Below are 23,081 nucleotides of genomic sequence, written 5' to 3'. Positions count from 1 at the left end.
AACACATTAAAATGGCTGTGAATAGTAACGACGGTTCAAAAGAGTTTCAAATAATAACTTGATTACCACAAATCTTTGTGATATAATCGTTACGTTAAAAAAACACGCATTCGGATTTTCAGGACGGTGCCTAAAAGGTAGCCTGGAGAAGGGAAGCATGCGGAAGAAAACAACCAAATGGAGGTAAATTATGAGCGTAATATCAATGAAACAGTTACTTGAAGCAGGTGTACATTTTGGACATCAGACAAGAAGATGGAACCCTAAAATGGCAGAGTACATCTACACAGAAAGAAACGGAATCTACATTATCGACTTACAGAAATCTGTAGGTAAAGTAGACGAAGCTTACAAAGCAATCTCAGACGTAGTTGCTGATGGAGGCACAGTTCTTTTCGTAGGTACTAAAAAGCAGGCTCAGGACGCTATCAAAGCAGAAGCTGAACGTTGCGGAATGTACTATATCAACGAAAGATGGTTAGGCGGAATGCTTACAAACTTCAAAACCATCCAGAGCAGAATCGCAAGATTAAAAGCGATCGAAACTATGCAGGAAGATGGAACTTTCGAAGTTCTTCCTAAAAAAGAAGTAATCGAATTAAAGAAAGAATTAGGAAAGCTCGAAAAGAACCTTGGCGGAATCAAGAACATGAAGAGAGTGCCAGACGCTATCTTTGTTGTAGATCCTAAGAAGGAAAGAATCTGTATCCAGGAAGCACATACACTCGGAATTCCGTTGGTTGGTATCGCTGATACTAACTGTGATCCAGAAGAATTAGATTTCGTTATCCCAGGAAACGATGACGCAATCAGAGCAGTTAAGCTTATCGTATCTAAGATGGCAGATGCAGTAATCGAAGCTAATCAGGGAAGTCAGATGACTGAAGAAGCAGCTGAAGTGGCAGTTGAAGCTTAAATTTTAGATTTCAATGCTTCAGCCTGTGTGACAGGTTGAAGCATTTTCATATGCAGAACAAAAATTTAAAAAATATACGGAGGTATTTAAGATGGCAGTTACAGCAGCAATGGTAAAAGAATTAAGAGAAATAAGCGGCGCAGGTATGATGGATTGCAAAAAAGCACTTTCAGAAACTGACGGAGATATGGACTTAGCAATTGAATACTTAAGAAAGAACGGTCAGGCAAAAGCTGAAAAGAAAGCTGGAAGAATCGCAGCTGAAGGTATGGTTCAGGCAATCATCAAAGACGATAAAGTAGCAGCGATCGTAGAAGTAAACAGCGAAACAGATTTCGTTGCAAAGAATGCTGAATTCCAGGGATTCGTAGCAGATGTTGTTGAACAGGTTGCAGCTGCAGATGTTGCAGATGTAGAAGCTTTATTAGCATCAGCATGGGCAAAAGACGCTACTAAGACTGTAAAAGATGTTCTTTCAGAAAAAATCGCAGTGATTGGTGAAAACCTCAACATCAGAAGATTTGCAAAAGTGACAGCTGAAAACGGATGTGTCGTATCCTATATCCATGGCGGCGGAAGAATCGGTGTTGTTGTTGAAGCTGAAACAGACGTTGTTAACGACACTGTGAAAGAAGCACTCAAGAATGTTGCAATGCAGGTTGCAGCAATCACTCCTAAGTATGTATCAAGAAATGAAGTTTCAGAAGATTATATCGCTCATGAAACAGAAATCTTAAAAGCACAGGCTATGAACGAAAATCCTGGAAAACCTGAAAACATCATTGAAAAAATGATCATCGGACGTTTAAACAAAGAACTCAAGGAAGTTTGTCTCTTAGATCAGGTTTATGTAAAAGACGGCGATCTTACAGTTGGAAAATACGTTGATCAGGTAGCTAAAGAAGCAGGAGCTAAAATTACTGTAAAACGTTTCATCCGTTTTGAAACAGGCGAAGGTATCGAAAAGAAAGAAGAAAACTTTGCAGAAGAAGTAGCAAGACAGTTAGGCCAGTAATTATTAATACAAGCTGTACAGAAGACGGCTTTGCGAAGTGTTTCGTGAAGCCGTTTTCTTTACATAAAAATATATGGCAGTCAAGTCAAAAGTTATTGTTCACTCCGTGACCGGTAACAGACAATAGTCCTTTCGGAAAAGCAGCAGAAATAAATTCTTATACTATTTTATGAAATTGTGATACAATGGATGTAATATGTACAATAAATTCTTTGAAGACGATAAAAAGCGATAAGAGGTAAAAATGATGAAAAGAGTTTTACTTAAATTAAGCGGGGAAGCCCTCGCAGGCGATAAGAAAACAGGTTTTGACGAAGCTACGGTGACTGAGGTCGCAAAGCAGGTCAAAACGATTACAGACAAAGGAATCCAGGTTGGCGTCGTAATAGGCGGCGGTAATTTCTGGAGAGGAAGGACCAGCGAAAACATAGACAGGACGAAGGCTGACCAGATCGGCATGCTCGCAACTGTCATGAACTGCCTTTATGTGTCTGAAATCTTCCGGACTGCAGGCATGTCGACAGAGATATTCACTCCATTCACATGTGGTGCGTTCACTGATCTTTTCTCAAAGGATAAGGCCGTCAGGAACCTGGAAGAAGGAAAGGTCGTATTTTTTGCAGGCGGAATCGGACACCCTTACTTTTCAACAGATACGACTACGGTATTAAGAGCAGTCGAGATAGAGGCGGATGCCATACTTCTTGCCAAAGCAGTCGACGGAGTCTATGACAGCGATCCTAAGATCAATCCGGAAGCGGTCAGATTCGATGAGATCCATATACAGGATGTAATCGACAACAAGCTTGCGGTAGTAGACCTTACGGCATCAATCATGTGCATGGAAAACAAGATGCCGATGCTTGTATTCAGTCTGAATGAAACAGACAGTATTATCAATACAATTGAAGGAAAACTCAATGGTACAAAAGTAACTGTATCATAAATGGATATATAATGATAAACGCATAGGAGGAGATTGAAATGGACGAGAGAATACAGTTGTATGAAAGCAAAATGCAGAAATCCTATATGTCATTAGAGGAAGAATATGCATCGATCAGAGCAGGAAGGGCAAATCCTCATCTGCTTGATAAACTGAAAGTAAATTATTACGGAACACCGACTGCAATCCAGCAGGTCGCAAATATATCGGTGCCCGAAGCAAGGATGATCCAGATACAGCCTTGGGAATCAAGCCTGATAAAGGAAATCGAAAAGACAATCATGCAGTCAGACCTGGGTCTTACACCGAACAACGACGGCAAAGTCATCCGCCTCGTTTTCCCTGAACTTACAGAAGAGAGAAGAAAAGAACTGGTTAAGGATATCAAGAAAAAAGGCGAAGCTGCCAAAGTTGCAGTGCGTAATATCAGACGTGATGCAAATGATGCCTTCAAGAAACTCATCAAATCAAGCGATGTTTCAGAAGACGAAGTAAAAATATTAGAAGAAAAAATCCAGAAATTAACAGATAAATATGTTGCAGATATCGATAAGGCAGTAGAAGCAAAATCAAAAGAAGTCCTTACTGTATAAAGTGTTTCTTTGAGAAGGCAGCATAAAGAGGGGCACCTTTTGCACCGGCCCGCAGTTTCGGACCGGTGTGGGAAGCAGCCCCTTTTTTTATCTAATAGGAGAAGAGTGTCAAAAGCCCATTTACAAAATAGTGTTCGTCAATTTGCACAGGTTTTCGAATGAGGACGTGATGCAAAACATGTTGATTCGCAGCGCGCTCTCGCTTAGATGAAGACGTAGTGGTACGTAAGGCCGTAAAGTACGCGGCCTAAGTACCAACGTCTTCATAAAGCTGCTCATCAATTCATGTTTTGTATCACTATGTGATAGATGGCGAATGTGCAAATTGACGAATCGGAACGTTACGAGAGGGCTTTTGACACTCTAATCCTCATAGGAAAGTTCGTCCTGTGAGATAAAAAGCTCTGCGTGGAAGCGGCGAAGCCGCTTTGGTCTCGATAATGACAGTACAATAGGAAGGGGGTCACGATTATGAAAATTCCTCAGCATGTTGCAATTATTCTGGATGGAAACGGCCGATGGGCAAAAAGCAAAGGAATGCCACGGAACTACGGACACGTCCAGGGGAGCAAAAATGTGGAGCGGATATGCGAAGAAGCATATAATATGGGGATAAAGTATCTTACGGTATATGCATTTTCAACAGAGAACTGGAAGCGGCAGACGGAAGAAGTTTCGGCGATCATGAAGCTGCTTAGGAACTATATGAAGACCTGCCTGAAGACGGCAGAAAAGAACAGAATGAAGGTCAGGGTCATAGGCGATAAAAACGGTCTGGATCAGGACATAAGGGAACGGATAGAAGAGCTGGAGGAGGCCACAAAGAATAATGAAGGCCTCAATTTTCAGATTGCGATAAATTATGGCAGCAGGGATGAGATGGTCCGTGCCATGAAAGCTATGATGGCGGACAAGGATGCAGGAAAAATATCGATGGAAGATATCGATGAAGCCACGTTTGCAGGCTATCTGGATACCAGGGGAATTCCGGATCCGGATCTGCTCATCAGGACAAGCGGTGAGCAGAGGCTTTCGAATTACCTTCTCTGGCAGCTTGCATATTCGGAATTCTATTTTACGGACGTGTTCTGGCCGGATTTTGACAAGGCGGAGCTTGTAAAGGCGATTGAAAAATATAACAGCAGAGACAGACGCTACGGAGGCGTAAAGGAGGAATAGCAATGTTCTGGACTCGATTGGCAAGTGGGATCGTACTGATTGCGATCGCTTTAATAACCATCATTGCAGGAGGCAATGTACTGCTTTTTACGCTTCTTGGGGTTTCCATGATAGGCTTAAGCGAATTGTATAATGTAGTAAAAATAAAAAAGACAGTGCTGGGAGCAGCGGGATACCTGGCTGCCCTGGCCTATTACCTGATACTCGGGTTCGGTTCCCGGGATTTTGTGTTTATATCGGTGGTCGGCGGCCTGATTCTGTTTATGGCGGTGTATGTGCTGACCTATCCGAAATACCATGCGGATCAGGCGATGGCTGGATTCTTCGGCATATTTTATGTGGCAGTGATGCTTTCTTATGTCTATCAGACAAGGATTCTGGAGGGAGGAGCCTATATCGTCTGGCTTATTTTCCTGTGCTCATGGGGATGCGACACCTGCGCATACTGTGTGGGAGTCCTTTTTGGAAAGCACAAGCTTGCACCGAAGCTGAGCCCTAAAAAATCAGTAGAGGGCGCCGTCGGCGGAGTCGCAGGCGCGGCGCTGCTCGGAGCAGCCTATGCACTGATTTTAGGAAAGCACCTTACAGTATTCGGGAATCCGGTGGCAGCATGCGTAGTGATCTGTGCCATCGGCGCAGTCATTTCCCAGATCGGCGATCTGGCAGCATCCGGCATTAAGAGAAATCATGAAATCAAGGATTACGGGAAGCTGATTCCGGGACACGGCGGGATACTGGACCGCTTTGACAGCGTGATTTTTACTGCTCCTGTAATCTATTTCTTAGCTGTGATTTTGATGTAGATTTTGACTATTCAGGACTGCGTCCTTCATAGTCGTATAACATGATGCAGGGGAAAAAAGGTGTTTTGCGGGTCAAAAAGTCATGTTTTTCATGCAGGCATAAAACACATGACTTTTTGACCCTGGTATCATAACGTAAGAAAGGAAGAAGGATATAATGAAGCATATATCTGTTTTGGGGTCTACAGGTTCCATCGGAACCCAGACCTTAGATGTAGTAAGGAACAATCCTGAACTGAAGATAGCAGCCCTTGCGGCTGGAGGAAATATAAAACTTCTGGAACAGCAGATACGTGAATTCAGACCTGAAAAGGCCTGCGTCTGGGCTGAAGAAAAGGCTTTAGAACTCAGGAGCGCAGTTTCCGACCTGAATGTTGAAATACTGTCCGGAATGGACGGGCTCATTGAAATTTCCACGATGGAAAGTGTTGAGGTCCTGGTGACGGCAATCGTAGGAATGATAGGCATCAGGCCCACGATTGAAGCCATAAAGGCTGGGAAGGATATAGCCCTTGCAAACAAAGAAACCCTTGTGACTGCGGGACATATTATTATGCCTCTGGCAAAAGAGCACGGCGTCAGGATACTTCCAGTAGACAGCGAGCACAGTGCGATTTTCCAGTCCCTGAAGGGTGAGGATCCGGAAAAGATAAGCAGGATCCTGCTTACGGCATCCGGAGGCCCGTTCCGGGGCAGGACAATGGACCAGCTGAAGGAAATTCAGGTAGAGGATGCCCTGAAGCATCCCAACTGGGTGATGGGACGCAAGATCACAATAGATTCAGCGACGCTTGTAAACAAGGGCCTGGAGGTAATGGAAGCCAAGTGGCTCTTTGATGTGGATCTGGACCGGATAGAAGTAGTCGTGCATCCGCAGAGCGTCATCCATTCCATGGTTGAGTTCGTGGACGGCGGAATCATTGCACAGCTGGGGACACCCGATATGAAGCTGCCGATACAGTATGCGCTTTTTTATCCGGAAAGGCGTTTCCTTGGAGGCGAAAGACTGGATTTTGCGAAACTTTCCCAGCTTACATTTGAACAGCCGGACAAGGTGAATTTTCCGGGACTCCAGCTTGCGTTTGAGGCTTCGGCGGCAGGCGGTTCCATGCCTACTGTTTATAATGCAGCCAATGAACTGGCGGTAAGCAAGTTCCTCGACAGGAAGATCAGATTTCTTGAGATCCCCGAGATTATCAGCTGCTGCATGTCAGAACATAAAATAGTGCAGAACCCTTCAGTTGAAGAGATACTTGAGACGGAAAAAACGACATACGAATTGATTGAAAGCAGGTGGTAACTTGGATATAGTAATAGCACTTCTGATATTCAGCCTTATTGTAATTATACACGAACTTGGCCATTTCCTACTGGCGAAGAAAAACGGCATCGGAGTTATTGAATTTTCTCTCGGCATGGGTCCAAGACTCTTAAGCTTCGTAAAGGGAGAAACCAGATATTCCGTAAAAATTCTCCCCTTCGGCGGTTCCTGCATGATGGTTGGGGAAGACGGCGAAAGTGATGACGAGAAGGCCTTCGGAAACAAGTCCGTATGGGCAAGGATCTCTGTCGTAGCGGCCGGTCCGGCCTTCAATTTTATCCTGGCTTTCGTACTCTCTCTGATCATAGTGGGAAATATCGGATATGACGCTCCTGTAATAGGAGGCATCATGGAGGGATACCCGGCTGAAACCGCCGGCCTGCAGGCAGGCGATGTGATTGTCAGGATGAACGGCGAAAAAATCAACCTTTACAGAGAGGTAAGCCTGTATGTGCAGCTGCACCAGGGCGAGACTGTAAAGATGGTTTACGAAAGAGACGGAAAAACGGAGACAGTGACAATAGAACCTAAACGCAGCGAGTCCGGCGCCTATCTGATGGGAATTTCCAGCAGCGGCGCACGGACAAAGGGGAATGCCCTTGATACAATCAGATACAGCGGCTATGAAGTAAGCTACTGGATCAAAACGACGGTCAAGAGCCTGGGCATGATGCTGCAGGGCCAGGTCAAGGCAGACGATGTATCGGGTCCCGTGGGAATCGTCAACATCATCGGCGATACTTATGAGGAAAGCAAACAGGATGGAATCCTTTATGTGATTCTGAACATGCTCAATATCTCCATCCTTCTGAGCGCCAACCTTGGCGTCATGAATCTGCTTCCAATTCCGGCACTTGACGGCGGCAGACTGGTATTCCTGGTCATCGAGGCTGTCAGGGGAAAACCGGTAGACCCTAAAAAGGAAGGACTCGTGCATTTTATCGGTTTCATCGCCCTGATGGCGCTGATGGTATTTGTACTGTTCAACGATATAAAGAATATATTCGGATAGGAAGATGAATATGTATAGAGATCATACGAAGGTAATAAAAATAGGAGACAGAGTGATCGGAGGAGGAAATCCGATTCTCATCCAGTCCATGACGAATACCAGGACGGAGGATGTGGAAGCGACCGTTGCACAGATAAACAGGCTGGCTGCGGCAGGCTGCGACATCATCCGGTGTGCGGTTCCTACCATGGATGCCGCCAAGGCTCTGGCAGATATCAAGAAACAGATCAGCATCCCCCTGGTTGCAGATATCCATTTTGACTACCGCCTTGCGATTGCGTCTATGGAAAACGGCGCTGATAAGATCCGTATCAATCCGGGCAATATCGGAAGCATAGACAGGGTCAGGGCTGTTGTAGACATGGCTAAGGAAAAAGGAATACCAATCCGTGTCGGGGTTAACAGCGGTTCCCTGGAAAAGGACATACTGGCAAAATACGGCGGCGTCACTGCAGAAGGCATCGTGGAAAGCGCCCTGGATAAGGTCAGGATGATTGAGGAACTGGGATATGACAACCTGGTAATCAGCATCAAGTCTTCTGACGTACTTATGTGCGTTGCGGCTCACGAACTGATTGCAAAGAAGACGGATTACCCCCTTCATGTAGGGATAACCGAATCAGGAACCATCATGTCGGGAAACATCAAGTCGGCGATAGGACTTGGCATCATTCTGAACCAGGGAATCGGAGATACCATCCGTGTATCTCTGACAGGAGATCCTGTAGAAGAGATCAAATCAGCAAAACTGATATTGAAGACATTGGGGTTAAGAAAAGGCGGAATCGAAGTGGTTTCCTGTCCGACCTGCGGAAGGACCCAGATTAACCTGATCGACTTGGCAAACAAAGTGGAAGCAATGGTCGCAGATATTCCCCTTGACATAAAAGTAGCGGTCATGGGGTGTGTCGTGAACGGGCCTGGAGAGGCAAAGGAAGCGGATATAGGGATTGCGGGCGGAAAAGGAGAAGGCCTTCTGATCAAGAAAGGCCAGATCATCAGGAAAGTACCGGAAGACCAGCTTATTGACGTATTAAGAGAAGAGCTGCTTCATTGGAGTGAATAGATAAAATGGGAAAAGTATTTTTTGAAGTATTTCCAAGCTTACAAGTGAATAATGAGATTGGCGATCTGTTGGCTGAGGCGGAGGTGACGAAGGTCACCACCACCAAAGCCAAAGATTTTCTCAGGATATATCTGATGAGCACCAGACTCATTCCAAAAAAGAATATATTCTACCTGGAAGGGGCTATTAAAGACCAGCTTTTTGAAAAGGCGCCGCTTACGATAAAAATCCTGGAAAAGTACCAGCTGTCAAGCCAGTACACACCTGAAAAATTTATGACGATCTACTATGAAAGCATTCTGGAGGAACTGAAAGCCTACAGCATGCTTGAGTATAATGTGTTCAGGATGGCGAAATGGGAATTCCCGGAAGAGCAGAAGCTTGTCCTCCATATGGAGGATACGGTGATTGCAAGGAGCAAGACTGACGAGCTTGTCAGGGTGCTGGACAAGATATTCAATGAGCGGTTCGGATTCAAAACAGAAATCCATGCGGAATATTTCGCTGCCGAGCCAAGCAGGGCAAGGAAGAACAGCGAGCTTAAGATTGCCCAGGAGGTTGCGTTTATAGTCGGAAATTCATCAATCAGCAGCGGTGGGGATGACGAGTATGAAGGTCAGACAGGCGGTGATCCGGCAGGCGGAGCAGAAGGAATGACCGTATCGGCAGGTGATGCCGGAGCAGGGACGGAAATACAGAAGGCCGGAGGAGCAGCCAACAGGGAAGGTGCGGAATCCGGAAAGCAGGCAAAGGATGGCGAAGCAAAGAAACAGGCCAAAGGCGGATTTTCCAGGAACAGCTATGGAAATTACAAGAAATCAGATAATCCGGATGTTATTTATGGCAGGGATTTTGAAGAGGACGACATGCCGATGAGCCAGATCATGGGCGAAATGGGTGAGATTGTCATCAGAGGAAAGATCATCAGCCTGGATACAAGGGAAATCAGGAACGAAAAGACCATCATCATGTTCAATATTACCGATTTCACGGACACCATGACTGTCAAGATGTTTGCTAAGAATGAACAGCTCGACGAGATCCTGGGAGGGCTGAAAAAAGGCGGCTTCTATAAAATCAAGGGTGTCACGACAATCGATAAGTTCGACAGCGAGCTGACGATCGGTTCGGTAACCGGCATCAGAAAAATCCAGGATTTCACATCCACCAGGATGGACACCAGCCCGGAAAAAAGGGTGGAGCTCCACTGCCATACGAAGATGAGCGATATGGACGGCGTAACGGACGTAAAGGATCTTATTTCCCGCGCAATAAAATGGGGACATAAGGCGATGGCGATCACCGACCACGGAGTGGTCCAGTCCTTCCCGGAAGCGAACCATGCGGTCCCGAAAGGCGTGGACTTCAAGGTTATTTACGGGGTGGAGGCATATCTGGTGGACGACCTGAAGGAGATCATCGTAAATTCCAAAGACCAGAGCCTTGACGACAGCTATGTGGTTTTTGACATAGAGACGACCGGGTTCAGTCCGACAAGCAACAGGATCATCGAAATCGGCGCCGTCAGGATTGAAAATGGTGTTATGACTGAACGCTACAGTGCCTTCGTCAACCCGGACGTGCCCATCCCATTTGAAATCGAAAAGCTTACGGGAATCAATGACCATATGGTTATGGATGCCCCTATGATAGATCAGGTACTGCCAGAATTCCTTGATTTTTGCAGAGATTCTGTCATGGTGGCCCACAATGCCTCCTTTGATATGAGCTTCATTGAAGAAAATGCGAGGCTGCTGGGAATTGAAACGGACTTTACGGTCATAGACACAGTTGCACTTGCAAGGGTACTGATGCCGAGCCTGAATAAATACAAGCTGGATGCAGTTGCAAAAGCGCTGGGAGTATCCCTTGAAAACCATCACAGGGCAGTGGATGATGCAGGCGCGACGGCGGAAATATTCATACGGTTCGGCGGGATGCTGCTTGAAAGAGGAATCCGCAGCCTTGGCGGCGTGAATGCCCTTGGAACCATGTCAAAAGATTCTGTGAAGAAGCTCCCGACCCATCACGCAATCATACTTGCGCAGAACGATGTGGGCAGGGTGAACCTTTACAGGCTCATATCCTATTCCCATATTGATTTTTACAGCAGGAGGCCCAGAATCCCAAAGAGCGAGTTCCTGAAATACAGGGAGGGACTGATCATCGGTTCGGCCTGTGAGGCCGGAGAACTCTACCAGGCCATCCTCAAGGGACATTCCAAACAGGAGATTGCAAGGCTTGTGGATTTCTATGATTATCTGGAAATACAGCCTCTTGGAAACAATGATTTCATGATCAGAAGCGAAAAAGTATCCATAAGCAGCAAAGAAGAGCTGATGGAGATAAACAGAAAGATTGTGGCTCTTGGCGACGAATTCAGCAAACCCGTGGTTGCGGCATGCGACGTGCATTTCATGGATCCGGAGGACGAGGTATACAGGAGAATCATAATGGCCGGCAAGGGCTTCAAGGATGCAGACGACCAGGCACCGCTGTATCTGAGGACTACGGAGGAAATGCTTGAGGAATTCGCATACCTTGGAAGCGCAAAGGCGGAAGAAGTAGTCATCACGAACACGAACATGATCGCTGAAAAAATCGAAAAGATTTCGCCGGTAAGGCCCGACAAATGTCCGCCTATAATCGAGGACTCGGATAAGACGCTCAGGACAATATGCTATGACAAGGCCCATTCGATTTACGGGGAAGAGCTTCCGGAAGTGGTTGTGGAGAGGCTCGAGAGAGAACTCAATTCAATCATATCAAATGGCTTTGCCGTTATGTATATCATCGCCCAGAAGCTGGTATGGAAGTCAAATGAAGACGGATACCTGGTAGGCTCCAGGGGTTCGGTAGGATCCTCTTTCGTTGCAACGATGGCAGGTATAACAGAGGTTAATCCTCTGTCGCCGCACTATTACTGCAAGGAATGCCATTACAGCGATTTTGAATCCGATGAAGTCAGGAAATTTGCGGGAGGGGCCGGCTGCGATATGCCTGACAAGGCATGTCCGGTCTGCGGAGCGCCCCTTGTAAAAGAGGGATTCGACATTCCTTTCGAGACCTTCCTTGGATTCAAGGGAAACAAAGAACCTGATATCGATCTTAACTTTTCAGGAGACTACCAGAGCAAGGCACATAAATATACGGAGGTCATCTTCGGGGAAGGCCAGACATTCAGGGCCGGAACCATAGGAACACTGGCTGATAAGACGGCCTTCGGATATGTAAAGAATTATTTCGAGGAAAGAGGAATCCACAAGAGGAACTGCGAGATAGGCAGGATCGTGGAGGGCTGCGTGGGAGTAAGGAGGACATCAGGACAGCATCCTGGCGGAATCATCGTATTGCCTCACGGCGAGGAGATCTATTCTTTTACACCTGTCCAGAGACCGGCAAACGATATGAATACGGATACGGTCACGACCCATTTCGACTACCATTCCATCGACCATAACCTGCTCAAACTCGATATACTTGGACACGACGATCCGACCATGATCAGGATGCTGGAGGATCTGACGGGCGTGGACGCCCAGAAAATAGAACTGGATAACCAGGAGGTCATGTCGCTTTTCCTGAACACCAAGGCCCTTGGGATAGCCCCTGAGGATATCGGAGGCTGCCAGCTTGGATCCCTTGGAATCCCGGAATTCGGAACGGACTTCGTTATGCAGATGCTTATGGATACTCGGCCAAAGTCATTTTCCGATCTGATCAGGATTTCAGGACTTTCACATGGTACCGACGTTTGGCTCGGAAATGCCCAGACCCTCATACAGGAGGGAAAGGCGACGATTTCGACAGCCATCTGTACACGAGATGATATCATGACCTATCTGATCAATACGGGTATGGACAAAGAGCTTTCATTTACAATCATGGAAAGCGTGCGTAAGGGAAAAGGATTGCGGCCGGAATGGGAAGAGGCCATGACAGAGGCAGGGGTTCCGGACTGGTATATCTGGTCCTGTAAAAAGATCAAGTACATGTTCCCGAAAGCCCATGCGGCAGCTTACGTTATGATGGCATTCCGAATCGCTTATTTCAAGGTCTACCATCCGCTTGCATATTATGCGGCTTTCTTCAGCATCCGTGCTTCAGGCTTCAGCTACGAGCTCATGTGCCTCGGCAGGGACAAGCTGGAATACCATATGGCAGATTACAAGAGGCGCAGCGACACCCTTTCAAAAAAAGAGCAGGATACCTACAAGGACATGAAGATCGTCCAGGAAATGTATGCGAGAGGGCTCGAGTTCCTGCAGATCGATATCTACAGGGCCCAGGCGAACCGCTTCCAGATAATTGACGGGAAGCTGATGCCAGCCCTCAGCACAATAGACGGCCTTGGAGACAAGGCGGCCGATGCAGTGGTGGAGGCAGCCAAGGATGGAAAATTCCTTTCCAAGGACGACTTCCGGCAGAGGACAAAGGTCAGCAAGACGGTAATCGACCTGATGTCGGACCTGGGGATATTTGAGGAAATGCCCGAAACGAACCAGTTTTCGTTATTTGATTTTTAGCTGGAAAATGAAGCCAGTCTCTCCCTGTTCCGGCGGTACCGCAGAGGGGAGGGGCTGTTTTTTGAGTATTATCTGTGACGATGAAGGACTCAGTCCTGTGAGGCTGCCTTTAATGTACAGCTGCTCCCTGCGGGGAGCCCCATGGAAAATGGAAACAGTTTCGCTTGTGCGGCGCACAGGGGGTAAAGATTACAGTTTATATATGGAGGAACAGAATGGAAAAATATACAGTGAAACTGACAGAAGGACTGGCTGAGAATCCGGATGCCAGATTGATCAGACAGGCAGTATTTGTCGAGGAGCAGGGATTCGTGAATGAATTTGACGACATAGACGGTTATGCCACCCATATCGTGATTTATGATGAAGGGATCCCGGCAGCCACAGGCCGCGTGTTTACGAAGGAATGCAATGATATATATACAATCGGACGGGTAGCCGTCATGAAGGCGTTCAGGGGGCGTTCACTGGGGGCTGAAGTGATCGGCCGCCTGGAGAAAGCGGCAGCGGACAAGGGGGCAAGAGAAATCGTGCTGTCAGCCCAGGAGAGAGTGAAGGGTTTTTATGAGAGGCTTGGCTACCAGGAAGTGGGCGAAGTGTATATGGATGAATCCTGTCCTCACATCAGGATGACCAAATCGTTATAATTGAACAAAATAATTACACAATTCGATTGACAAATATTCTGAAATTGTTATAATAATGCCAGAGTGTGAAAAAGGTCACACGAAGGGGTACACCACCGCGGGTGTATCTTTTCGTGTGGCCTTTTTTTGATTTATAGGAGTGGAGTGTCAATTTGCGCAGGTTTTCGACAATGAGGACGTGATGCAAAACATGTTCATTCGCAGCGCGCTCTCGCTTAGATGAAGACGTAGTGGTACGTAAGGCCGCAAAGTACGCGGCCTAAGTACCAACGTCTTCATAAAGCTGCTCATTGAATCATATTTTACATCACTGCGTGTTAGGTGGCGAATGTGCAAATTGACGAAGCCGGACGTTACAAGAGGGCTTTTATTATGAAAACGTCTATACCAGTTTTCATTCATAGTGGTGCGATGGGCGCATGGGGAATTTTACACGCTAATCTTTATAGGAAATTCCACGAATTTCCTATAAATCAAAAACACTCCACATAGGATAAGGAGCCGGGATTATGGTATTTGAGCGGTTTGCACCAGGAGGGAGGTGAGAGCATGATTAAGGTTAACGGCAAAAGCGCAGAGGAGGCCGAAGGAAGTATTCTGGCTGATTTTTTAGAAGTGGAAGGATATTCCATGACCCGGATAGCAGTAGAATGCAACGGGGAAATCATCCCGAAAGCTGCATATGGTGAGAGGATTCTGAAGGATGGCGACTGCCTGGAGGTTGTGAATTTTGTGGGAGGAGGCTGAAATGGAAATGAAAAAGGAACTGGAAATGAAAAAGGAACTGGAAGCAGAACGGAGGATTCCGTCCCGGGAGGAATTCAAGAAGGTAATGGATGAACGCTTCTCACCTGAGATACACGCAAGGCTCAGTAGTGGAAGGATAGGTATCGCAGGTCTTGGAGGCCTGGGCTCGAATATCGCTGTGATGCTGGCGCGTTCGGGAATAGGCTGCCTGCATCTTGTGGATTTTGACTATGTAGATCTCAGCAATCTGAACCGGCAGGCTTACCGGGTGGAGCATCTTGGAAGGGCTAAGACAGAAGCTCTTAAGGGGGAGCTGATGCAGATCAACCCTTACCTGGAAATAAAGACGGATATGGTGAAAATTACGGCTGAAAATGCTGTTGACATATTTTCGGAAGACCAGATTGTATGTGAAGCCTTCGATGTGCCGGAAAACAAGGCAATGCTCGTCAACGCCCTGCTGGGACATCGGCCGGATGTGGCGGTGATAGCGGGTTCGGGTATGGCAGGATACGGAAGCGGCAACTCCATACAGACCAGGCGGATTTGCAAGAATCTTTACCTGTGCGGGGACGGAATCACCGATGCCGGAGAGGGAACAGGCCTGATGTCTGGCAGGGTAAGCATATGCGCAGGCCATCAGGCAAATATGGCGGTAAGGCTGCTTCTTGGAGAAAATGAGATTTAGCGCATGTGCGGATAAACGTGATGGCAGATAGTTCAAGCCGTCAGAAGCACAAAGAATCTGTGCAATTTGTGTGCATCATCTGTGACTATGAAGGACATGGTCCTGAATAGTCACAAAATAATATGAATAAGGGAAACAGGAGAGAAGAACATGAGGAATGAGAATGACAAACTGATAATCGGAGGGCACGAATTCACCTCCAGATTCATACTTGGATCGGGGAAATACAGCATGGAGCTTATCAAGGCGGCAATCACCCATGCCGAAGCCCAGATCATAACGCTGGCTCTGCGCCGTGCAAATACAAATGCAGGAGAAAACATACTGGATTTCATACCGGAAGGAGTGACTTTGCTCCCGAATACCTCAGGAGCAAGAAATGCGGCCGAGGCTGTCAGGATTGCAAGACTGTCACGGGAAATGGGCTGCGGGGATTTTGTAAAAATCGAAGTCATAAGAGACAGCAGATATCTCATGCCGGACAACTATGAAACCATCAAAGCGACTGAAATACTTGCAAAGGAAGGCTTTATCGTCATGCCCTATATGTATCCGGACCTGAACACGGCAAGGGATCTTGTGAATGCAGGAGCCGCATCCATCATGCCGCTGGCTTCCCCAATCGGCTCCAATAAGGGGCTGTGCACCAAGGAGTTCATTAAGATGATTGTTGATGAAATTAGTCTGCCGGTCATTGTGGATGCCGGCATCGGAAGACCCTCACAGGCATGCGAGGCAATGGAGATGGGAGTGGCCGCTGTCATGGCAAATACGGCTATTGCCACGGCAGGAGATGTGGCAGTGATGGCAGGGGCATTCAAAAATGCGGTTGAGGCCGGCAGGATGGCATACCTTGCAGGACTTGGGCGCATCATGGATAAAGGGGCTTCTGCATCCTCGCCGCTGACTGGGTTTTTGGAAGATTAGGGGGAGAGAAAGATGGAACGGATCAATCATATGGAATACATGGAGGGAATGGAAACAATCCCGGAAGACATCATGGAAGAAGTCATAGCCAGGATGGAGGCATACGATTACGACAGGTATACAGAGGCTGACGTGCGGCGCGCTCTGGACAGCAACCCACTGGCTCCGGAAGGCTTTGCGGCACTGCTCTCACCGGCAGCGATGCCCTTCCTCGAGGACATGGCGAAGAGGGCACGGGAGGAGACCAGGAAGCATTTCGGAAATTCGGTCTACATTTTTACTCCGATCTACATATCCAATTACTGCGAAAACCATTGCGTATACTGCGGATTCAACTGCCATAACAGGATACGGAGGGTAAAGCTTGACCTGGACAGGATAGAGGCCGAAATGAAGGCGATATCGGAGACGGGCCTGGAAGAGATCCTGATTCTGACAGGGGAGAGCCCTGCCATGTCTGATGTGGCGTATATCGGGGAGGCCTGCAAAATTGCACGCAGATATTTCAGAATGGTGGGCCTGGAGATATACCCGGTGAATACGGAAGAATATGCTTATCTGCATGACTGCGGGGCGGATTTTGTCACCGTATTCCAGGAGACTTACAATTCGGAAAAATACGAAACCCTGCATCTGGCAGGCAGGAAGCGTATATTTCCGTACCGCTTCCATGCACAGGAGAGGGCTCTCAGGGGAGGGATGAGGGGCGTTGCCTTTGCAGCACTTCTCGGACTCGACGATTGCAGGAAGGACGCCTTTGCAACGGGCATGCATGCGCATCTCATCCAGAGGAAATATCCCCATGCCGAAATCTCCATATCATGTCCGAGACTTTGCCCCATCATCAACAATGACAGGATCAATCCAAAAGACGTCCACGAAGCCCAGCTTCTGCAGGTGATTACGGCGTACCGCATATTCCTGCCTTTTGCGAACATCACAATCTCAACAAGGGAGCGGGCCGCATTCAGGGACAATGTAATCGGCATGGCGGCAACAAAAATCTCTGCAGGCGTCAGCACAGGAATAGGGGGCCACGGCGGGGAGGAAGGAGAGCAGGGCGACGACCAGTTTGAAATTTCCGACAGAAGAACCGTGGATCAGGTATATGATGCCATCAGGGAAAAAGGCCTTCAGCCTGTCATGAATGAATATGTCTATGTATAATTGCAGGGTATTTGCAGTCACAAACAGGAAATTGTGCCGGATTCCCTTCCTGGATCAGGTTGAGAAGATAGCAGAAAAAAGACCCGCAGGAATCATACTGCGGGAGAAGGATCTGTCTGAATCCGAATACATGGAGCTTGCAGGGCAGGTTATGGGGATATGCAGAAGATACGGGGTGGAATGCATCCTCCATACATATATGGAAGCGGCTTTGCATCTTGGCTGTCCGAATATCCATCTTCCGATTGGACTGTTGAGAAATTCAGTGGTTGAAATGACCCGGTTTAAAAAAGTAGGAGTCTCTGTACATTCAGGCGAGGAAGCATTAGAGGCCCAGGGTCTCGGAGCCACCTGTCTGATCGCCGGCCATATATTTGAAACGGGATGCAAGAAGGGGCTTCCGCCCAGGGGCATCCCCTTCCTGGAGGAACTCTGCAGGAATGTAGACCTGCCCGTCTACGCCATCGGCGGAATTAATAGGGAAAACGCCGGCCTCGCTGTTAAAGCGGGGGCTGACGGAGTGTGCATCATGTCAGGATTTATGAATATGGATTGAATTATGAAACAGGAGTGCTTGTGAACCGAAGTGATTGATGAACTGGAGTGATTAATGAACTGGAGGGGCCAGGCAGAGCATCTGGAAAACTTGAAAAGATGCTCTGCTTTTTATTGTGCTTTTTTCAGAAAAACAGATGGAATTAGAAAAAATAGTATGGTATGGTTAATGTGAGAGGTATATAGGTCGTGCACTGTTTCCGTTGTAATAGCAAAGGCGGTGGTTTTATGAAGAAGCTGAAAAAGGCACTTAAATTTGTAGGAATCACAGTCCCCCTTCTTGTCGCAGCAGGAATGGTATTTCCGACCTGGACGCCGGCAATCAAGGGGAAAAACAGCATCAGTATACTTGAAGAAGTGGAACTGGGCGGAGCCAAACAGGAAATCATGATAAGGGGACGGGATAGTTCAAATCCTGTCATAATCTATGTCCATGGAGGTCCTGGAAGCCCTGAGGCACCATACCTTACAAAATACCAGGATCTGCTGGAGGAGGATTTTACCGTCGTCAATTATGACGAGAGAGGCAGCGGAAAATCATTTCATTTCTTTGAGGACTATTCAGAGCTCACAACAGAACTGCTGGTGGAGGACCTTCTGGAATTGACGGACTACATTTCCAGGCGTTTCGGCAAGGAGAAAGTCATCCTGATGGGCCATTCCTTCGGCACCTACATAGCCATGCAGGCTGTTGCCAGAGAACCCGAGAAATACGCGGCCTATATCGGCGTCGGGCAGATGGCCGACATCAGGACCAACAACCAGGAAAGCCTGGCCTATTGCCTTAAGATGGCTGAGCAGGCCGGAAATGCCCGGGATGTCGAGCAGATGAAGGAACTGAGCGACAGAATTTTATCAGGTGACATTCTGATGCCTGCGAAATACATCAGAAAATATAAAGGCTCCTCACGCCTTATAGATTACTACCGGGATTATCTTGTGGGATTCCTGAAAAACCCGGAATATAACCTCCTGGATACGGTGCGCTATTTTTCGGGAATGTATGTAACGATGAAGGCAATCCAGTATGACCCTCTTGAAAAGCCTCTGGCAGATCTTGTGACGAGCGCTGCGGTTCCCTGCTATTTTGTCATGGGCCAGTATGACTATATGACTTCTGTCCGGGCAGCCAGGGATTATTTCGACATGCTTGATGCAGAAGTCAAAGAGTTCATCTTGTATGAGGATTCGGCGCATTTTCCTCATTTTGAAGAAGAGGAGAGGTTTGCCCGGTGGATGGCAGAGAAATTCGCAGGTAAGACGGAGTGAAAATTCGCCGGTTCCTGAGCTGAATGAGGGTCAGGCTGAAAGGGAAAACAAAGCCCGGGCATACTTTTGCCAGGCAGCAAAACATACTTGAAAAAGGAGCATAAAAATGAAAATCGTTCAGATTTATTTTATTGCCGCAGTAATAGTACTGGTAGCGGCGGCAGTTTTTTCAATACGGGATATCAGTGCCTACATGAAAGACGACGCGGACAGGCAGGTCGAGGAAGTAAAAGCCGGCATGATGAAGAGATTGCTGGTAGTTCCGGCACTATGCGTGGTGCTGGTGGTGCTTGGGCTTATCCTGAGTGCTGTTTTCAAATAATTGATTCGGAGGAGGAAAAACAATGGCAAACACACCGACCCCCCATAACGGGGCAAGACCAGGCGAAATCGCAAAAACAGTCTTAATGCCCGGTGATCCCTTAAGGGCGCAGTTCATCGCAGAAAATTTTTTAGAGGATGTCAAATGCTTCAACACAGTACGCAACATGCTGGGATATACAGGCACCTATAACGGGAAACCGGTTTCTGTAATGGGAGGAGGCATGGGGATGCCCTCAATCGGCATCTACGCCTATGAGCTCTACCATTTCTATGATGTCGACAACATTATCCGGATCGGTTCCGCCGGCGGGATTGCTGACCAAATCAGGGTGCACGACATTGTAATCGGGATGGGGGCATCCACGAATTCCAACTACGCTGCCCAGTATCAGCTGCCGGGAACATTTGCGCCCATAGCGGATTTTGGTATGCTGCGCAAGGCTGTGGAAGCAGCTGAAAAGAACGGCATAAAAGCTGTGGTCGGCAACATACTGTCATCAGATACCTTTTACGATGACAACCAGAATGCGGCGTCATTATGGAAAAAAATGAATATACTGGCGGTCGAGATGGAGGCTGCGGCCTTATATATGAATGCCGCAAGGGCAGGGAAGAAGGCCCTGTGCATCCTGACCATTTCCGACCATCTGTTTACCGGCGAGTCCCTGTCTGCAGAAGACAGGCAGACAACCTTCACGGATATGATGAAGATTGCGCTGGAGATTGCTGAATAGCACTGTGGAACGGTATTGAGGAACGGGATTATGGAATGGGATTGTAGAACTGGATTTGTGAAACTTGATTTTAAGAAAAGAGGTTGTTTATGGACAGAAAGACGATTTTTGAAAAAGTTGACCATACCCTGCTTACCCAGACGGCAACCTGGGAAGAAATCAGGCAGATCTGCGATGATGCAATAGCATACAAAACAGCATCAGTGTGCATACCGCCTGCCTATGTACAGCGGGCCCGGGAATATGTAAAGGACCGGATGGCCGTGTGCACGGTCATCGGTTTCCCGAACGGATACAGCACGACTGCAGTTAAAATATTTGAAACAGAGGATGCCATCAGAAACGGCGCAGATGAAATAGACATGGTGATCAATATCGGCGATGTGAAAGACGGAAACTTCGAAAAGGTGGAATCGGAAATACAGGCCATCAAGGCGGTCTGTGGAAGCAGGATCCTCAAGGTCATCATCGAAACCTGCCTCTTGACTGAGGAAGAGAAAATCAGGATGTGTCAGGTGGTAAGCCGTGCAGGTGCGAATTTCATCAAGACATCTACCGGATTTTCGACGGCAGGAGCGACTTTTGAGGACGTAAAACTGTTTGCAGAACACGTAGGGGAAAATGTCAGGATCAAGGCAGCAGGCGGCGTGGCGTCATTTGATGACGCCGAGAAGTTTATAGAGCTTGGGGCGTCGCGCCTTGGGACAAGCCGTATCGTGAAGCTTGCCAAAAATGAGGCGGCATCAGGATACTGATTGATGGTTGAAGTGACATGATAGAAGTAACATGATAGAAGTAATATGATAACAATGTCGTGATAGTAGTCTACATGCTTCAAAGTTCGCATTGCGTTGCAGATGCTTCGTGTATATAACATTGTGTATGCACTGACGCAAAATGTATTTATACTGCGGCTATGTACAGTCGTTATATACCACTCAAGGAAAGGAATGCAAGAAAAATGGAAATCAAGGAACTGATACAGAGGGCAATCGACGCCCTGCCCAATTCCTATGCGCCGTATTCCAACTTCAAGGTTGCAGCGGCGCTGCTGACAAAAGGACAGAAGGTCTATACAGGCTGCAACATTGAGAATGCGGCTTTTTCCCCGACGAACTGTGCGGAACGGACTGCCTTTTTCAAGGCTGTCAGCGAAGGGGAGCGGGAATTTGATTCGATTGTGATTTTCGGCGGGAAGGAAGGAAAGATAACGGATTACTGCCCGCCCTGCGGCGTCTGCCGCCAGGTGATGATGGAATTCTGCAATCCCCGTACATTCTGGATCATTCTGGCAAAGTCGCCGGAGGATTATAAAGTATATACGCTGGAGAAACTCCTGCCCGAAGGGTTTGGGCCGGGGAATCTCCTGTAATAGATAGAATCAGGTAACTATTCAGGACTACGTCCTTCATAGTCACAGATGATGCACACAAATTGCAAAATCAGCAATTTGGCGCAGGCATGTCTCGGGTTTTTATGCAAATTCAGCATAAAAACGCCTCGTGAGACGGGGGTCTGAACAGTTACAGAATCAGCTCTTATTTCCGGATGTTCGGGGATAGGGGCTGATTTTCATTTTTGGTAATCAGGATAAGAGATGCATCAGATATCTGGTTGGAGTGAGATACTGTTCGGATTGAGCATCAGTTGTATATCCTGTGTAAATATTCCTTGAAAATGGCGGGTTTGTAACATTGAAGATGGTTGTAAAAATATAACTATTCAAAAGATAGTTAACATAAATAACACATAAAAACTGAATTGACAAAAAATAAAATAAATATACGCAAAAACATTGACAACATAAAGCAGCGGTGGTAGAATTCAGTTATACTTAAATATGACCGAAAAAAAACACAAAAGCACACATAATAAACATAAAATAAACTTCATGTTGACACAAAAGATTCGGACAGAAGGAACACTTGGTTGATACATAATTTTTGGCTTGGAATTAGTGAGCAGGATGGAAATGATAACCTGAGTTCATTTGAAATTTTCTATAGCCTTTTAATTGATTCATGGTATATGTTCGGAGTTCTATCCCAAAGAAAGTATAAAACAGTATATGGTAACACAGGGAACAACTTTGCTTTTAGCACTGTTCTCTTTTAACAATATAACTTTTTTATTTTGGCTGATGTAAATAGTTGCATTAGCTAGGGGGTATAGGAAGGAGAGTTTATTATGACATTATTAAGAAGATTAGTTAGGGAAGAAGAAGGACAGGGAATTGTAGAGTATGCGCTGGTAATAGCAGTTATTTCATTGTTAGCAATAGCGGCAGGTCCAACATTGGTAGCTGCAATACAAACTGCATTTACTAAAATTTCAGATAAAATTAATAACCCAGTCCCCGCAGCTCAACAGCCCCCAGCCTAGCAGATACTGTGATTTGAAAGCAAAGTAAAAAGTAAATGTTTTCCTTTGTGATGATAATTATACTCGTTATCTAAAAGCGTAGTTATCCTGTATGGTATTTATTATGAAAGATACCTAGTAAAAGTTGATAGGACGTGTTAACACAGGAATCAGTTTGATTTGACACTATTTGAACCAAATCACGCATGCTGCGTGATAGCCCTCTCTATTTTTTGCTGTTCCATATTGCCTTGGAGCAGCTTTTCTTTTACAATTAACTCATCT

22 protein-coding genes are annotated in these 23,081 nt (G+C 46.7%); all 22 read left to right on the top strand.

Features of this window, described 5'->3' with window-relative positions; genetic code table 11:
* The first annotated feature begins 190 nt into the window (after positions 1-190).
* Positions 191-916, top strand: a complete 726-nt coding sequence (rpsB, locus tag BJR36_RS04260; RefSeq protein ID WP_091230633.1) for a 30S ribosomal protein S2 — start codon at positions 191-193, stop codon at positions 914-916.
* A gap of 91 nt (positions 917-1,007) precedes the next feature.
* Positions 1,008-1,931: a translation elongation factor Ts gene (gene tsf, locus BJR36_RS04255; RefSeq protein WP_091230630.1), complete on the top strand. Its 924-nt coding sequence runs from the start codon at positions 1,008-1,010 to the stop codon at positions 1,929-1,931.
* Between the two features lie 247 nt (positions 1,932-2,178).
* Positions 2,179-2,877 (top strand): UMP kinase, encoded by a 699-nt coding sequence (gene pyrH, locus BJR36_RS04250; RefSeq protein WP_091230627.1) that lies wholly within the window; start codon positions 2,179-2,181, stop codon positions 2,875-2,877.
* Positions 2,878-2,915: 38 nt separating this feature from the next.
* Positions 2,916-3,470, top strand: coding sequence for a ribosome recycling factor (gene frr / locus BJR36_RS04245; RefSeq protein ID WP_091230625.1), 555 nt, complete (start codon positions 2,916-2,918; stop codon positions 3,468-3,470).
* A gap of 471 nt (positions 3,471-3,941) precedes the next feature.
* Positions 3,942-4,649, top strand: a complete 708-nt coding sequence (locus BJR36_RS04240; RefSeq protein WP_091230622.1) for an isoprenyl transferase — start codon at positions 3,942-3,944, stop codon at positions 4,647-4,649.
* A gap of 2 nt (positions 4,650-4,651) precedes the next feature.
* Complete coding sequence (locus BJR36_RS04235) at positions 4,652-5,452, top strand: phosphatidate cytidylyltransferase (protein ID WP_091230619.1); 801 nt, start codon at positions 4,652-4,654, stop codon at positions 5,450-5,452.
* Between the two features lie 157 nt (positions 5,453-5,609).
* A complete protein-coding gene (locus tag BJR36_RS04230; protein WP_091230615.1) occupies positions 5,610-6,752 on the top strand; it encodes a 1-deoxy-D-xylulose-5-phosphate reductoisomerase in 1,143 nt (380 codons plus the stop codon).
* 1 nt (position 6,753) lies between these two features.
* Positions 6,754-7,785, top strand: coding sequence for an RIP metalloprotease RseP (gene rseP / locus BJR36_RS04225; protein ID WP_091230612.1), 1,032 nt, complete (start codon positions 6,754-6,756; stop codon positions 7,783-7,785).
* A 10-nt stretch (positions 7,786-7,795) separates the two neighbouring features.
* Positions 7,796-8,851, top strand: coding sequence for a flavodoxin-dependent (E)-4-hydroxy-3-methylbut-2-enyl-diphosphate synthase (gene ispG / locus BJR36_RS04220; RefSeq protein ID WP_091230610.1), 1,056 nt, complete (start codon positions 7,796-7,798; stop codon positions 8,849-8,851).
* Positions 8,852-8,856: 5 nt separating this feature from the next.
* Positions 8,857-13,377, top strand: a complete 4,521-nt coding sequence (locus tag BJR36_RS04215; RefSeq protein ID WP_091230607.1) for a PolC-type DNA polymerase III — start codon at positions 8,857-8,859, stop codon at positions 13,375-13,377.
* A gap of 215 nt (positions 13,378-13,592) precedes the next feature.
* Positions 13,593-14,024 carry a GNAT family N-acetyltransferase gene (locus BJR36_RS04210; protein WP_091230604.1) on the top strand — a complete coding sequence of 144 codons (432 nt, stop codon included), beginning with the start codon at positions 13,593-13,595 and terminating at the stop codon, positions 14,022-14,024.
* Between the two features lie 549 nt (positions 14,025-14,573).
* Entirely contained in the window at positions 14,574-14,771 is a 198-nt protein-coding gene (thiS, locus tag BJR36_RS04205; protein WP_091230602.1) for a sulfur carrier protein ThiS, read from the top strand.
* Between the two features lies 1 nt (position 14,772).
* Positions 14,773-15,459, top strand: a complete 687-nt coding sequence (gene thiF, locus BJR36_RS04200; RefSeq protein WP_242875451.1) for a sulfur carrier protein ThiS adenylyltransferase ThiF — start codon at positions 14,773-14,775, stop codon at positions 15,457-15,459.
* A 150-nt stretch (positions 15,460-15,609) separates the two neighbouring features.
* Positions 15,610-16,386 (top strand): thiazole synthase, encoded by a 777-nt coding sequence (locus tag BJR36_RS04195; protein WP_091230600.1) that lies wholly within the window; start codon positions 15,610-15,612, stop codon positions 16,384-16,386.
* A 12-nt stretch (positions 16,387-16,398) separates the two neighbouring features.
* Positions 16,399-17,553: a 2-iminoacetate synthase ThiH gene (gene thiH / locus BJR36_RS04190; protein WP_091230597.1), complete on the top strand. Its 1,155-nt coding sequence runs from the start codon at positions 16,399-16,401 to the stop codon at positions 17,551-17,553.
* Positions 17,540-18,109 (top strand): thiamine phosphate synthase, encoded by a 570-nt coding sequence (locus tag BJR36_RS04185; RefSeq protein ID WP_242875450.1) that lies wholly within the window; start codon positions 17,540-17,542, stop codon positions 18,107-18,109. Before thiH ends, BJR36_RS04185 begins: the two co-directional genes overlap by 14 nt.
* Positions 18,110-18,336: 227 nt before the next feature.
* Entirely contained in the window at positions 18,337-19,377 is a 1,041-nt protein-coding gene (locus tag BJR36_RS04180) for an alpha/beta fold hydrolase (protein WP_091230591.1), read from the top strand.
* A gap of 106 nt (positions 19,378-19,483) precedes the next feature.
* On the top strand, positions 19,484-19,699 hold the full coding sequence (locus BJR36_RS04175; RefSeq protein ID WP_091230588.1) for a hypothetical protein: 216 nt from the start codon (positions 19,484-19,486) through the stop codon (positions 19,697-19,699).
* Positions 19,700-19,721: 22 nt separating this feature from the next.
* Positions 19,722-20,435 (top strand): purine-nucleoside phosphorylase, encoded by a 714-nt coding sequence (gene deoD / locus BJR36_RS04170; protein WP_091230585.1) that lies wholly within the window; start codon positions 19,722-19,724, stop codon positions 20,433-20,435.
* Between the two features lie 89 nt (positions 20,436-20,524).
* Positions 20,525-21,190 (top strand): deoxyribose-phosphate aldolase, encoded by a 666-nt coding sequence (gene deoC / locus BJR36_RS04165; RefSeq protein WP_091230582.1) that lies wholly within the window; start codon positions 20,525-20,527, stop codon positions 21,188-21,190.
* Positions 21,191-21,396: 206 nt separating this feature from the next.
* Positions 21,397-21,807: a cytidine deaminase gene (gene cdd / locus BJR36_RS04160; RefSeq protein ID WP_091230580.1), complete on the top strand. Its 411-nt coding sequence runs from the start codon at positions 21,397-21,399 to the stop codon at positions 21,805-21,807.
* An 815-nt stretch (positions 21,808-22,622) separates the two neighbouring features.
* Positions 22,623-22,817, top strand: coding sequence for a Flp family type IVb pilin (locus BJR36_RS04155; protein ID WP_139133509.1), 195 nt, complete (start codon positions 22,623-22,625; stop codon positions 22,815-22,817).
* The last annotated feature ends 264 nt before the right edge of the window (positions 22,818-23,081 follow it).

Source organism: Anaerobium acetethylicum (assembly GCF_900096945.1).
Lineage (GTDB): Bacteria > Bacillota > Clostridia > Lachnospirales > Lachnospiraceae > Anaerobium > Anaerobium acetethylicum.
Note: the sequence above shows the minus strand (reverse complement) of the source record. Positions and strands in the feature narration are given on the sequence as shown.